Origin of the sequence: Exiguobacterium sp. s168 (assembly GCF_018619035.1) — a bacterium.
In the GTDB taxonomy this organism is placed as follows: domain Bacteria; phylum Bacillota; class Bacilli; order Exiguobacteriales; family Exiguobacteriaceae; genus Exiguobacterium_A; species Exiguobacterium_A acetylicum.
The window spans coordinates 26,166-40,208 of sequence record NZ_JACSNE010000006.1 but is presented as its reverse complement, the minus strand read 5'-3'; the positions used below and the strand labels follow the sequence as shown (position 1 = coordinate 40,208).

The window sequence follows — 14,043 nt, the reverse complement described above, 5'->3', positions numbered from 1 at the left end:
GGCGGACTCCTCTCATAAAAAGGTGACTAAATAATGATACGGCGAATAAAGCTGGGCTTTAGAGATAAAAATCTCCGAAGGGGAGGCTGATTCACGGGCTCCCCGGACATCAATTAAACAACGATAAATGAGTGATTCCAACTCTGCGATGAAAGCAGGATATTGATACAAGGCATCCTCCATCCGTCTTTTACGGTGATCTTCCATCAAGACGATGCAGGGATTGGTCTCTTTTAAGGGTATTGCACTGAAGACAGTTTTTTGCTGTTTAAAATCTTGATTTAAACAGCGAACGATTTGATTTAAATCAGCTTCCACTTTCTTCACTTCCTAGTTGTAGATTATTCATACTGTTCTTATACATGTTATTGGTTGTGTTCCACTCTTCATCACGAGGTAAACGGATAAAAAAGTCGGATCCTTTTTCGATTTCTGAATGAACGGTGATCCGTCCGCCGTGCGCTTCAATGATTTCCTTACAAATCGGTAAACCGAGACCTGTTCCTTGAACTTGGAGATGATCTTCATGTTCGACGCGGTAATATGGATCAAACAGATGGGGAAGATCTTTTTTGGGAATACCATACCCGTCATCGCTAATGGTGATGACGATTTCAGCTTCACAGCACGCTAACGAGACCTGAATGTTCGAACCGGCTGAAGAGTACTTTATTGCATTATTCAGGAGGTTTAATAAGACTCTCCGGATTTTTCTGGATCAGCCGTGATCAGGCAAGGACCATCGCTTTCGATTTGTATATGATGCGTCGATGTCGTGACGTTCAACCATTCCGTTAACTCAATGAGCATATGTTCGATGCAAAATGATTCTAACTGATATAATTCTTTTTGATGACTGAGTCGCTGATAATCAAGGAATTCGGTTAACAGTTGACTAAGTCGCTGTGTCTCACTCCGCATCGTCTCTAGATATTTGCGCTGTTTTGAAGGAGACAACGTACGATGTAACATCAGTTCGCTAAACCCTTCAATGGACGCAAGCGGCGTTCGTAGCTCATGAGATAAAACCGAAATGAAATTTTGCTCCCTTTTGGCATAATTGACTTCAACCGTACGTTCACGAAAAACAAATAAAATCCCTTGTCGATCGGACAAAAATTCTGTATAAAGTCTTACATGACGATCGTCTGACATTGAAAAATCCTGAGCAGGAACGACTGTTGCGTACTCAAAGCCTGCTTTGATTTGTTCGACATAGGCATATAACGCATCTGTTTCGAGAATCAACGGTTCGAAAGTTTCGATGACGAATGCTAAGTTTTCGGATTGTTTTTCAGAAGGTGACCAGTTCGGGAACAATTGATGGAACATGTGATTCGTAAAGATATTTGTGTTCGTCACATCGACGAACAATATAGCTTCTCGAAGACCATTTAAGATACGTTGAATTAATTGATGATGATCTTTTATACGGATATCATCAAGCAACCGCATCAATCCGATATTTAATAAATGTGTCGTTTTCTGAAGTGCGATTGTCTCGGTGAAACGATGATGAAATTGTAACGTCAATGTACCAATGAATTTTGACGGACTGTGTAAAGGGAGAGCACACAACGTCGATTGTTCCTTCTCGATTAGATGGAGCGATGTATCTAACTCAGTCTTCGCTTCTAACTCTAGCCGCTCTTGGTCAAATGTCGGTTCGTCTGATAAGGCGATATGTACAGGTTCAAAACTTTCCGACTGTGGTGAAAAATGGATATGCGTCGCCCGAAAATGACTACCGATTGCTTGTAGCCAAGTGTGAAGACCTGACATTGATTGATGGCGTAAAATTTGAGTAGCTAACTGGTTTTGAAATTGAAGTTGTCGCTCAATTATTTTTTGTTGATAGAAAGACTCTTGAAGTTGTGAATTAACAGCTTGCGTTTGCTGATGTTCAAATGCGAGCAATGTCGTCATTTGTTGCATCGATCGCCCAAGTGAACCAATCTCATCGTGGCGGTTCTGGAAATCATGATGTTCCAATCGATCAGGTTGTTTCGTTTGATCGACGAGATCGAGTAAGTCCGTTCGAAAAGACCGCACAAGTCGTAAAATCAAGTAACTGAGAAGGCAAAAAGCGATGATCATCACACCAAAAGCATAACGTAAAACTTCAACGGTTCTTTGTTGTAGTGACTGTTGCGCTTTTCGCTCTTCATCATGAATCAATCGAAAATAGTCATTGATAGAGGAGTCAGATTGTTGAACCAGCTTTTGATTATCCGTGAGTACTTGCAACGTGAGTTCCAGTTCCAAAAATCTCGCAAATTGAACGAGTTGATGTATAAAGCGTTCGTCCGCTGGATTTGAGTAGCGTTGACTAAATGATTGAACCTGTCGTTGAAAACGTTCCAACCGCTGCTTGACCTGCTTGTGATCAGATTGATCATTAAAGTCAACTTGTTGAATTTGAAGATTTACTTGCTGTGCTTCATTCCAAAGCGTACGAGCTTTCGTTTTTTGTAGTGTTATTTCTTGAGATGAAGCACGGTGTTGCTCGAGTTCTTTTTGAGAAAAGTAAAAGGTTAGGGCGCCAATGCTTGCAAAAATCAAGAAATTTGAGAGTAACAAGATATAAAATCGATGAAACATACTTGATGAGAGCCACTTCATGACTAGACCTCTTTCTAAAAAGATATAGAAACAAACTCTAAAAATACATGTTTAAAGAAATCTTATCATAGACATTCAATAATCTGCATGATTTGATTCATCGATCCAAATATCATTTTGCCTCTTTCCGAAAAAATCCCTAGATTTTGACACTTCATATCCTTTAAGATAAACGATATACATATGTGCAAAATCACTCGAAGTGACACTTTAAACCATACTATTGATTGTGAAAATGAGTGAGCTTCTGTACTATGTTTATATAAAGGAAAGAAAAAGAAGGTGAAATGGATGAAGATGACTCGCTCTACGGACTATGCCATTCGTGTGCTTATTTTCGCAGCGTCGCATCCGATTCGGCTCGTACAAATTCAGGAAGTGGCAACCCATTATGATATTTCTAAAAATCATTTGATGAAGATTGTCCATTCATTGAGCAAGTTTGGTCTCATCATTTCCGTACAAGGTCGTAATGGTGGATTCAAATTAGCAAAATCCCCAGAGACGATTACGTTAGGAGAAATTGTTCATTTATTTGAAGAAGTCTCCTATCTTGAAAATGTGACAGTTCCAAATAAAAATGATAGTTTGCAAAACACACGACAAGCGTTCGATCAAGCATTCATGTCCTTTACGGATGCGTTGCAGGCATACACGTTACAAGATTTAATCGCGCCAACGATGATCGATTGAAGGAAGAGTCAGAGTGGGATCAACGAGCTCTGACTCTTTATCCGTGTACATAATGTAGTCATTCAGATTTTTATCACATGATGATGGTAATTATGATTAAAACTAGTATCTTTTATGTTACTATAAACAAGATTCGGACGCTATTCGAATCTTAATTTTGAAACAAAAACATGTACACTTTGTACTTGTTTTTGTGGTATAACTTTACAGGGAGGAGGGGATATTTCCAATTCACCTGATTGATTTTTATACAGGACTCTTACTGTCCATTCAGATAAAGGATTAAAGGCATTCGTTCATTGATCCACGTAAAAGGGAGGGTTTCGGTATGTCCGAAATGACCATCGAAATGTTCGTTCACTTCATTCAACACCTAGTGCATTCTCCACGATTCGTCGTCCAGCGTCAGCATGAACATGAGGACGCCTACACGTTCGAAATTCGTGAGATGAATCTATCACGTGTCTCAAAAGCCGTATTGCTTCATAAGACAGTTGATCTTCTTCATGAAAAGACGTCAGAAGATACACGCGAAACGTTGACGAACGAACTGGTCACTCTATCACAAAAGACGTTAATGAAGTCAGATACGATTGCGATGCTTGAAGTGCAATCCACGATACATGACTCACTGCATCTTACATTTTCACAGAACAAGAAGATCTGGTTTTCAGGTATTTTAGACACGGAAGAGGCAATCAATCGATTCACAGAACGTTTTCAAAGCGTCATAAATGACGATCGAACGTCTTATTAAACAAAGCAGGTCGAGCCCATATTAGTGGTTCGACCTGCTTTTGTCTTACCCTGTACAGAGCATCAAGACGTTACCGTCAGGACCGCAAACGTAAAGTAAGCAAAGTCATCGAAACGTTCGATGTCTCGAATGATGGGTGCGTGTAGTGACCGCACAAACTGATAGGATGCATCGATGTCCGTCGTATAAAAATTAAACAAGGCATGGGGAGAAGGGTGATGTCGGTACGTTGCGTCATTCGTATGATCATCGAGCGTCAAACTCGTTGGACCCTCAAGTGGAAGATTGTAGACAGGTGACGAGACGCGCGACGCATCAAACGGCAGCTGCAGTAACTGGTGATACCAAGCGGCGGCACGTTTCACATCCTGAACATGCAAAAAAACAGCGTTCAAGCGGGGCGTAATGAGGTGGGTCGAAATTGACATCAGAATCTCCTCCTTTGTTTTCATACATGTTCCTTTCGATAACCGCCTCTTAACCCCTCCAATCCCTATAAATGGAATATGGTATGATATATCAGGAAAATCATTTACGAATTGGAAAGGAATGATGAGATGGAAACCATCATCTGTACGACGTGTGGTGTTGAACAAATTAATCCAGAGCGCGAAACATGCCCGATTTGCTTAGAGGAACGACAGTATGTCAATCCAACCGGTCAAACGTGGACGACGCTCGATGCGATGCAACAATCAGGAACGTATCAAAATGTCATTAGTGACGACGGAGCAAGCGTCTATGCGATTCAGACGACACCGTCGTTCGGTATCGGTCAGACGGCATATCTTGTCCAAGGAAAATCGTTCAACCTGTTATGGGACTGCATTACATATCTTGATTCCGCAACGAAAGAGCAACTTGAAAAATTAGGCGGGATTCAGGCGATTGCTTTATCACATCCGCATTATTACGCGACACAAGTCGAATGGGCGGAGACTTTTGACGTACCAATCTATATACATGAAGATGATGCGTCGTTCGTGACACGACCAAGCGAGCGTATCGTCTTCTGGAGTGGTGAACGATTGAAGTTAGCAGAAGATGTGATGTTACATCGCGTCGGTGGTCACTTCAAAGGAGCAGTCATTTGTGAACGAAAAGACGCGTCAGCGGGGCTATTGTTGACAGGAGACATCATTCGGATCGTTGCCGATCGGGCATGGGTCAGTTTCATGTACAGCTATCCGAATGTGATTCCGCTTCCGGCAAAGACGGTCGCGCGAATGGCAGAAACGTTACGTCCGCTTCACTTTGAAAAATTATATGACGCCTTTCATCGGAAAATCGAAACCGGTGCGTCTGAAGCAGTAGCGCGCTCTGCAGAGCGGTACATTGCTGCCTTAAACGGGGACTGGTTCACGACATGAAGTCGCGCTTGATCGTCATCCGTGGGAATTCTGGTAGTGGAAAAACGACGCTTGCAAAAGCGTTACGATCGGTCTTACCGGATAGCATCTTATTCTCGCAAGATGTCATCCGCAGGGAGATGTTGAACGTAAAAGATGGACCAGGAAATCCGGCGATTCGCTGGATCGAAGAGTTGATCGGACTTGCTGACGGACGTCACGCGACGATTCTGCTGGAAGGAATTCTTGCACAGGACTGGTACGGTGAGATGATTGACCGATTGGAACGCCGCTTTACTTCACGGTACGCGGCGTATTATTTTGACGTCTCATTCGAAGAAACCGTCCGTCGCCATGCGATGCGGCAGCCGACGGAGTTTTCTGAGACGGATATGAAGCGCTGGTGGATTGAACGAGATTACCGCTCGACGGATCGTCTGATTGCTGAGGATAGATCGATAGAATCCGTGATTCAAACGATAAAACAAGAGCAAAGGGGGAAAATCGAATGACACATTACATTTTTGACATGGATGGAACGTTGTTTCAAACGAATGCTGTGCTTGCGCATGCGCTAGAAGATGTCTTTCATGAGTTGCGTCAGACGGGGCACTGGGAAGGAGAGACACCAGTCGCTCTCTATCAGCAAATCATGGGCGTCTCGTTACCGGAAGTCTGGCAGACGTTACTACCGGACTTTTCAGCCGCGGACCAACAGGCTGCAGATCAAAAGTTTCGACGTAGCATAGAGCAGGCAGTCAAGGCGGGACACGGGCGCTTATATCCAGGAACGGTCGAGTTGCTCGCTCGTTTGAAACAAGCGGGTCACTTCGTCTATATCGCTAGTAATGGGTGGCCGTCCTACTTGTCAGCAATCGTGACGACGTATGGACTCGAAGCCTATATTGATCATGTCTATAGTATCGAAGACATCCGTTCTGGTGATAAATCCGCACTCGTACGGGAGATTTGTAAGACGCACGACATCTTGTCAGGCTATGTTGTCGGTGACCGCTTATCTGATTTCAAAGCGGCGCATGCGAACGGACTCGCTGCGATCGGTTGTCAGTTCGATTTTGCGCAAGAGCAGGAACTCGCAGTCGCGAACCGCGTCGTAAAAGAGTTGAGTGCTGTCTACTAAAAAGAGCCGTCTTCTGCGGAAGACGGCTCTTACTTATAGGAATTATTCTGCCCACCAGAGAGCATCATCTGGTTTCTTTGCGATCGACACGACTTCTTTTTCACTTGATACAGTCGGATGCGACCCTTTCAGTGCCTTACCAGCTGTATTCTTAAAGAAGAAGAAGAACGTGACGAAGCCGATGACGCTGACTGCTGTTAGGTAGAAAGCAGGAGCGAGCGGGTTTTGTGTCGTATGGACGAGCCACGTTGAAACGAGTGGCGTCGTTCCACCAAAGATTGAGACCGAGACGTTGAACGTCACCGATAGTGTCCGGTAACGGACATCCGTATAGAAGATACTCGGTAGAAGACTTGGCATCGTTCCCTCAAAGATCGCCAAGAAGAAGCCGAGGATGAAGATTCCGATTCCGACGAACAAGAGCGGTTTAAGACCAATCAAGAAGAACGACAGAATCGAAAGCAACGATAGTCCGGCTAACGCGAAAAGGACGATATTGCGATTTCCTCGTTTATCACTGAGCTTCCCGAAGAAGTAAGCGAGCGGAATCATGATCACCATGACACCGGTGATAAGGATCGTACTTGTCGAACTTGACATACCGATGACTTCGTTAAGATACGATGGCATGTAGGACAATAGCATATAGTTCGTGATGTTGAAGAAGGCGACAGCGATGAAACAAACGATGATATCACGTTTGTGGTCACGTAGGATTTCACGGAACGTCGCAGGTTCTTCTGTATTTTCATTGATCTCATTTTCGAAGATTGGTGACTCATCCAAATGACGACGTAAATAAAGTCCGAATAATCCGAGTGGTGCTCCAAGTATGAACGGAATCCGCCATCCCCAAGATGCCATTTGATCATCCGATAAGGTGACGAAAAGTGTTGTGGCAAGTAATGAGGCGAGAATGTATCCACCAAGCGTTCCGATTTCAAGCCCACTTCCGAGAGCACTCCGTTTGTTATCGGGTGATGATTCAGCAATGTAGACCATGGCGCCGGCATATTCACCGCCAGTCGAGAACCCTTGTAAAATGCGGGCTAACAATAACAAGATCGGTGCCCAAATACCGATTTGATCGTAGGTCGGTAATAGACCAATGATGAGCGTCGAACCTGCCATCATGACGATCGTCGTCGTCAAAACGACCTTCCGTCCAAGTCGGTCTCCGATGCGTCCAAAGACGATTCCGCCGATTGGTCGCATTAAAAAAGCGATCGCAAACGTCGCAAACGTAAAGACGAGCTTCAGTTCATCATTTTCAACAGCACTAAAGAAGTTTTGACTGATGATGATTGCGAGATAGGAATAAAGACCAAAATCGAACCATTCCATCGCATTCCCAATTCCGGTCGCGTAGACACTCTTTTTGGTTTGCTGCATGTCAACGACATTGACTTTTTCTTTTCTGAATTTCATAAGTTCTGTTCACTCCCTTTGATAAGTTCGTATCGTACCATAGCAGGAAATGAAGTCAAGTTGCTAATGCGCTTAATCAATTGAAAACGACTGAAAACGGCTCTGTGCCGGGAGTTGTCAAACCGTTGCTACTCTAAGGACGAACAGGGGTGTGCATTTTTTATGAAAAAAATTGAAAATTTTTTGGACGTTTTCATAAATTCGAAACAATTTTCATATGTTTTCACAACTAAAAAATCAGTAATCCTCCTTTAGGATGAGGGAAGTTAAACTATTTTTTGGTAATTTTAAAATGAAGAAGGAAAGTAAAAGGAGAATACTTATGAAGAAGAAATGGATCGCCATTGTATGTCTTGGGCTCATTGTAGTCATCGGTAGTTGGTATGCTGGATTTCAAGAATCAAAAGTATCCGGTTTTCCGGTGCCGCGATTTGCTACGGCAGTTGAAAAACAAGGCGAGTGGAAAATCAAAACCCGTCTAGTCTCGGAAACTGACGGACCGGGTTTACTCTATGGGACTCGGATTCGCCAAGCCGATTGGAAAGAACTCGATCGTGAAGGCGCAACGGCGTGGTATGAAAAAGACGGGAAAGTGATTACCTTGACGACATTTGATGGGGAACTGTATATCGAAAATTCTAGTAAAGAAGAGATAGGTATTTAAAGGATGTGATTATTTATAAAATGGAACGGATGGAGTCTGTTTTTCGCCTTGATTCTCTTTCTTCCTGTTGAGATGACATTGAACATCGAACGTATTATCCGCATAACGGGAACATCATACCAATTTTTTTATCTAATCGATGGCCTGTTGATATTGGTGTGCACTATTTTATTCTTTACGCCTATTCGACTGATTCGGGGGATAACAATTCGAAACCGACTTATTTGGTCGACTTCTTTCAGTTGGATACCGTATTTCGTCTTCATGTCGTATGCTCTGAGTCAGTGGTTTCCAGTCACGTATCCTACTGATTTTCCGAGCCCAGTCCTTGGCTTATTATTGATTGGTGTTTTAGCGATTTATCCGTTTTGTATATTAATTTTAATTAGTTTCTTAAAAGAAAAAGCGAAATCCGATGGTACGTCTTCAGTAAAATGAAGACAATCATCAGACTTCGCTTTTTTACTTTTTCATTTGTTAAAGGTATAGCCCATTTGCCTGAACGACGAAATGTGAATGTTCATAGTGGTAAGTGATGACGGAATAGTCGAACGGACGACCGTTCGTCAAATGAAACACCGTCTCGATCGTCATGGCAGGATCGCCCTCGGTGAGATCCAGATGACGAGCCGACTCAGCGCTTAACTTCCCGACGTGCATGTACATATCCGAGAACCCAATATTCAATTGGAGTGCCGTCTCTAAGTATTCGAAGATCGACTGCTCGACGATTTCACGATTTAAGTACGGAACGATTGATTGGCGATAGTAAGACTCTTCGAGACAGAGGATCTTGCCGTCGATGTAGCGGATTCGCTTGACGTAATAAACCGTCTCACCTGCCTCGATCCCGAGATTCTTCGCGATGTTATCCGTTGCAGCGATTGGTTCGAGTGCAAGAACAGTCGACTCAATCGTATGACCGACGAGATTCTGCTTGAATCCTTGGGTCGAGAACAGACGAATGTAGCCGGTGCGATTCGTCTTCCGGACAAAAATCCCGCTTCCACGGACTTGAAAGATGATTCCTTTTCGTTCAAGTAACTCAAGTGATTTTGTCATCGTCGTCTTACTGACAGCGAACTGCCGGATCAACTCTTCGAGAATCGGGAGTTTGTCCCCTTGTTTCAACTGATGTTGTTCTATGTACCGTTCGATTTCATCGGCTGTCTGTTGGTATTTCAGCATAGGACACCTTCTTTTCTTGCGAACTTTTTTCTTTCTTCAGTATAGCATAAGCCATTTCTTGATTAATAACATGGTAAATTTAATTATTTATGTATTGATTAATTGTACGTGTACAATTAAAGTTAAAGGGTATTCAAGCGTCATATTCAGGGGAGGTACACGATATGGGCAAGGTTCGCGATTATCAACAATTGGCGCATTCGATTTTAGAAGCCGTCGGGGGAGAAGACAACGTCATCAGCGCCGTCCGATGTGCCACACGACTTCGTCTTGTATTGAAACGATCGGATTCGTCAGCTAAGGAAACTGTCAGTGCATTACTGGCGTCATTACGGTCGTTGAGTCTGGCGGGCAGTTTCAAGTCGTCATTGGTCAACACGTCGGAGAAGTTCATCAAGAATTTTTGAAGCTCGTCGATTTGGAATAATCGGAAGCGGAAGAGGCACCGAAAGGGACGGTCCTCAACCGAATCATTGCGACGATGTCAGCGGTCTTTGCACCGTTCGTCTACATCTTAGCTGCAGCGGGGATTCTGCAGGGAACTTTAATTTTGACGACGCTCGCTTTTCCAGCATTTGCGAAGACAGGTACTTATGAAGTCTTCAGCTTCATCTCATGGGCACCATTTACGTTCTTGCCGATTTTCATTGCCATAACGGCAGCGAATCATTTTAAGGTCAACGCCTTCATCGCGGTCGCCTGTATTGCGGCACTTGTCAGTCCAACATGGGCAGATATCGCAGCACGCATCACGGCTGGTGAATCCATCACGTTCCTAGGAATCGCTTTATCCGGTACAACGTATACGCCATCGGTCTTACCGCCATTATTCCTCGTCTGGATTTTGTCCTATGTCGAGCGATTCCTGAACAAGACGATTCATGAAGTCATTCGTCCGTTGTTCGTTCCATTCTTCAGTATGGTATTGATGGTGCCGCTTACGATTCTCTTGATCGGACCGATCACGACACTTGGTGCAGAAGGGATCGCAAACGGGTATAACTACTTAGCGGAGAATGCTCCTGCGGTAGCTGGTCTCATCATCGGTGGCTTCTGGCAAGTCATCGTTATCTTCGGTGTCCACTGGGGTGTCACGCCGATGGTGCTCGCAAACTTCGAGCAATATGGTCGCGACTCGTTCCAAGCCTATCAAACGATTGCCGTCATCGCCCAAATCGGTGCTGTCATCGGGGTCATCTTGAAAGCACGTAACAAAGAAACGAAAAAAGTCGGGGTCTCAGCCGGACTGACGGGCATCTTCGGTATCACGGAACCAGCCATCTATGGGGTGACGCTCCGTTTTAAAAAACCGTTTATCTATGGCTGTATCTCGGGAGCAATCGGCGCTGTCACGGCAAGTTTCTTTAAACCGTATTACTTTGCCTACGCCGGATTACCGGGACCATTGACGCTCGTCAACGGCATCGATTCCGACTATCCATCGTCGATCATCGGCTTATTGATTGGAACGGCGATTGCCTTGATTCTACCGATCGTTTTGATTCAAGTGTTCGGTTTCGGGGAGCAGGCTGCTCCGGTCGTAGCACCTGAAAGTACAGCGACACCAGTTGCAAAACAGGAAGTCAGCGCAACTCTGACAAATGAAGAGACGCTTCGCGCACCACTTGAAGGAACGATTGTTGCTTTATTAGATGTACCGGATCCTGTATTTGCTTCCGGTGCGATGGGACAAGGGGTAGCGATTCGTCCGACGAACAACCGGGTCACGGCTCCGTTTGACGGTACTGTCGTCATGGTCGCCCCATCAGGTCACGCGATCGGATTACGCTCGACGAGTGGTGTCGAAGTTTTGATCCATATCGGTCTTGAGACCGTGACGCTCGACGGTAAACCGTTTACGCTTCACGTCAAAGAAGGCGAATCCGTGACGACAGGCGATCTCCTCGTAACGTTTGATGCGACAGCGATTGAAGCGAATGGACTCGAGACGATCACGCCAATCATTATCACGAACACGCAGAGTTATGCACAAATCCTACCGACGGACGAGACGGTCACGACGGCAAACACACAGATCTTGACGATCATCAAGTAAGAGAAATAGAAGGAGGACATGAAGATGAAGACATTACCAAATGATTTCCTATGGGGCGGTGCGTTAGCAGCGCATCAATTCGAAGGCGGCTGGAATGCTGGCGGAAAAGGACCGAGCGTCGTTGATGTATTGACGGCAGGAGCACACGGTGTTGCACGGCGCATCACGGATCAGGTAGAGGAGAATGAATTCTATCCGAATCACGAGGCGATTGATTTTTATCACCGTTATAAAGAGGACATCGCCCTGTTCGCTGAGATGGGACTGAAATGTCTCCGGACGTCAATCGGGTGGAGTCGGATTTTCCCGAACGGAGACGAGGCAGAACCGAACGAAGAAGGACTGAAGTTTTATGATGACGTTTTCGACGAATTACTGAAATACGGCATCGAACCGATCATCACGCTGTCGCACTTTGAGATGCCGCTCCACCTCGCACGTGAATACGGTGGATTCCGCAACCGGAAAGTAGCGCTGTTCTTCGAAAAATTTGCGGAAGTCTGTTTCACGCGTTACAAAGACAAGGTCAAGTACTGGATGACGTTCAATGAAATTAACAACAAGATGGACGTCAGCAATCCACTGTTCCTCTGGACGAATTCAGGTGTCCTCCTCGACCCGAATGAGAACGCGATGGAAGTCATGTATCAAACGGGACACCATGAGTTACTCGCGAGTGCACTAGCTGTCGCGAAAGGGAAAGCGATCAACCCGGACTTCGAGATCGGAGCGATGGTCTCACACGTACCGATCTATCCTTACTCATCGCATCCGGAAGACATTTTGCTCGCTGAGACATCGATGCGTCAGCGCTATTTCTTCCCAGACGTCCAAGTCCGCGGCTACTACCCGTCTTACGCGTTGAATGAGTTCAAACGGGAAGGGTATGATATTCCGATTCTAGACGGTGACGCAGAAATCTTGCGAAACGGAACAGTCGACTATCTCGGATTCAGTTACTACATGTCGACGACCGTTAAACATGATGCTGTCGTCAATAACACGGGAAATATCGTCAACGGTGGTCTCGCAAACGGCGTTGAGAACCCATACATCCAGTCGAGTGATTGGGGTTGGGCGATTGATCCGGTTGGTCTCCGATATGCGATGAATCGTCTATACGATCGTTACCAGATTCCATTGTTCATCGTCGAAAACGGCTTTGGTGCAATCGATACGATCGAGGATGGTCAGATTCATGACACGGCGCGAATTGATTACTTGCGTGCGCATATCGAAGCATTCAAAGCCGCCGTACTCGAAGATGGCATCGAATTGATTGGTTACACGCCGTGGGGTGTCATCGACATCGTCTCCTTTACGACAGGGGAGATGAAAAAGCGCTATGGCATGATTTACGTCGATCGGGATAACGAAGGCAACGGATCAATGGAACGGATGAAAAAAGACTCGTTCGATTGGTACCGTCACGTCATCGAGACGAATGGTGCTGCGTTACACGGTTCAGAGACGGCCAAATGATGAAGTAAGGGGCAACGGAAAAAATCCGTTGCCCCTTTTTTTAAAGAATTAGAACGAAAAAGAAGTGGGGTATGGCACACTTAGGAAAAAACGGGGGACCGGTAAATGATCAAAAAACGCTATGCCGATCGACGTGACTGGCGTCGCATCACACAACGACACTATGTTCATGAACAGGTAGAAAACGAGGTGTTCAACGGACATGTGACACTTCTTCAACTGATTGAAGTCACTTCACCGTTAGATGTCCGTTATGGTGACGAAACGATTCGAATCGCTGACGCTGGTTACGTCTGGGTACAACAATTCCCAAGTGATGCCCATCATGCCGTGACCTCGATGTTTGACGCCGCAGGTCAGTTAGTACAAACCTATATCGATATCTGTCTTCGTACCGGAGTGGAGGACGGACGAGTCTACTGGGAGGATCTGTTTCTCGATCTGATCACCTTGCCATCGGGACAAGTTTTGTTAATCGACACGGACGAACTAGAAGCAGCACGAGATCAAGGGGAGGTCTCACAAGCGGAATATGCGCTCGCTTGGGCAGAAGCGAAGCGACTGCAAAAACAACTACAAGATGGATCTTTTCCGCTAGTCGCGCATGCAGAAGTGATGAAAAGGCAGTTAGAGCAGCAACTCAAGCAGGGAACCCCGCGCTGA

14 protein-coding genes and 1 pseudogene are annotated in these 14,043 nt (G+C 45.2%); 9 read left to right on the top strand and 6 right to left on the bottom strand.

The features are described from left to right. Positions 1 to 12: 12 nt before the first annotated feature. The 3 genes from KNQ15_RS05610 to KNQ15_RS05600 are packed head-to-tail and all read right to left on the bottom strand — an operon-like array spanning position 13 to position 2,622. Entirely contained in the window at positions 13 to 318 is a 306-nt protein-coding gene (locus KNQ15_RS05610) for a hypothetical protein (protein WP_214728233.1), read from the bottom strand. Next, positions 308 to 673, bottom strand: coding sequence for a sensor histidine kinase (locus KNQ15_RS17020; RefSeq protein WP_353048890.1), 366 nt, complete (start codon positions 671 to 673; stop codon positions 308 to 310). Before KNQ15_RS17020 ends, KNQ15_RS05610 begins: the two co-directional genes overlap by 11 nt. A 17-nt stretch (positions 674 to 690) precedes the next feature. After that, the gene (locus KNQ15_RS05600) at positions 691 to 2,622 is read right to left on the bottom strand and encodes a histidine kinase dimerization/phospho-acceptor domain-containing protein (RefSeq protein WP_214728231.1); all 1,932 of its coding nucleotides are present in this window, start codon (positions 2,620 to 2,622) and stop codon (positions 691 to 693) included. A 291-nt stretch (positions 2,623 to 2,913) separates the two neighbouring features. Between KNQ15_RS05600 and KNQ15_RS05595 the strand changes: the two genes are divergently transcribed. Then, a complete protein-coding gene (locus tag KNQ15_RS05595; protein WP_214728229.1) occupies positions 2,914 to 3,315 on the top strand; it encodes an RrF2 family transcriptional regulator in 402 nt (133 codons plus the stop codon). A gap of 328 nt (positions 3,316 to 3,643) precedes the next feature. Beyond that, entirely contained in the window at positions 3,644 to 4,072 is a 429-nt protein-coding gene (locus KNQ15_RS05590; protein WP_214728227.1) for a hypothetical protein, read from the top strand. Positions 4,073 to 4,134: 62 nt separating this feature from the next. Here KNQ15_RS05590 and KNQ15_RS05585 read toward each other — a convergent pair whose 3' ends face one another. Continuing rightward, complete coding sequence (locus KNQ15_RS05585; protein ID WP_251137605.1) at positions 4,135 to 4,500, bottom strand: VOC family protein; 366 nt, start codon at positions 4,498 to 4,500, stop codon at positions 4,135 to 4,137. 129 nt (positions 4,501 to 4,629) lie between these two features. Between KNQ15_RS05585 and KNQ15_RS05580 the strand changes: the two genes are divergently transcribed. From KNQ15_RS05580 to KNQ15_RS05570, 3 genes are read left to right on the top strand one after another with little or no spacing between them, the layout of a single operon-like run. Further along, positions 4,630 to 5,442, top strand: coding sequence for an MBL fold metallo-hydrolase (locus tag KNQ15_RS05580; protein WP_214728225.1), 813 nt, complete (start codon positions 4,630 to 4,632; stop codon positions 5,440 to 5,442). Further along, a complete protein-coding gene (locus KNQ15_RS05575) occupies positions 5,439 to 5,933 on the top strand; it encodes an AAA family ATPase (RefSeq protein ID WP_214728223.1) in 495 nt (164 codons plus the stop codon). The genes KNQ15_RS05580 and KNQ15_RS05575 overlap by 4 nt, the downstream gene beginning before the upstream one ends. After that, positions 5,930 to 6,562: an HAD hydrolase-like protein gene (locus tag KNQ15_RS05570; RefSeq protein WP_214728221.1), complete on the top strand. Its 633-nt coding sequence runs from the start codon at positions 5,930 to 5,932 to the stop codon at positions 6,560 to 6,562. The genes KNQ15_RS05575 and KNQ15_RS05570 overlap by 4 nt, the downstream gene beginning before the upstream one ends. 42 nt (positions 6,563 to 6,604) lie before the next feature. Here KNQ15_RS05570 and KNQ15_RS05565 read toward each other — a convergent pair whose 3' ends face one another. Next, on the bottom strand, positions 6,605 to 7,990 hold the full coding sequence (locus tag KNQ15_RS05565; RefSeq protein WP_214728219.1) for an MFS transporter: 1,386 nt from the start codon (positions 7,988 to 7,990) through the stop codon (positions 6,605 to 6,607). 322 nt (positions 7,991 to 8,312) lie between these two features. On the opposite strand from KNQ15_RS05565, the gene KNQ15_RS05560 reads away from it, so the two are divergent. Beyond that, the gene (locus tag KNQ15_RS05560; protein WP_214728217.1) at positions 8,313 to 8,654 is read left to right on the top strand and encodes a hypothetical protein; all 342 of its coding nucleotides are present in this window, start codon (positions 8,313 to 8,315) and stop codon (positions 8,652 to 8,654) included. 477 nt (positions 8,655 to 9,131) lie between these two features. On the opposite strand, the gene KNQ15_RS05555 is transcribed toward KNQ15_RS05560, so the two are convergent. Next, positions 9,132 to 9,842 (bottom strand): GntR family transcriptional regulator, encoded by a 711-nt coding sequence (locus tag KNQ15_RS05555; protein WP_214728215.1) that lies wholly within the window; start codon positions 9,840 to 9,842, stop codon positions 9,132 to 9,134. 164 nt (positions 9,843 to 10,006) lie between these two features. On the opposite strand from KNQ15_RS05555, the pseudogene KNQ15_RS05550 reads away from it, so the two are divergent. The 3 genes and pseudogenes from KNQ15_RS05550 to KNQ15_RS05540 all read left to right on the top strand — a co-directional run bounded on the left by KNQ15_RS05550 (position 10,007) and on the right by KNQ15_RS05540 (position 14,043). Continuing rightward, positions 10,007 to 11,898 (top strand): annotated as a pseudogene (locus tag KNQ15_RS05550) (beta-glucoside-specific PTS transporter subunit IIABC). A gap of 24 nt (positions 11,899 to 11,922) precedes the next feature. Next, positions 11,923 to 13,380, top strand: coding sequence for a 6-phospho-beta-glucosidase BglA (gene bglA, locus KNQ15_RS05545; protein WP_214728213.1), 1,458 nt, complete (start codon positions 11,923 to 11,925; stop codon positions 13,378 to 13,380). A 105-nt stretch (positions 13,381 to 13,485) separates the two neighbouring features. After that, positions 13,486 to 14,043 (top strand): ribonuclease FAU-1 family protein, encoded by a 558-nt coding sequence (locus tag KNQ15_RS05540; RefSeq protein WP_214728212.1) that lies wholly within the window; start codon positions 13,486 to 13,488, stop codon positions 14,041 to 14,043.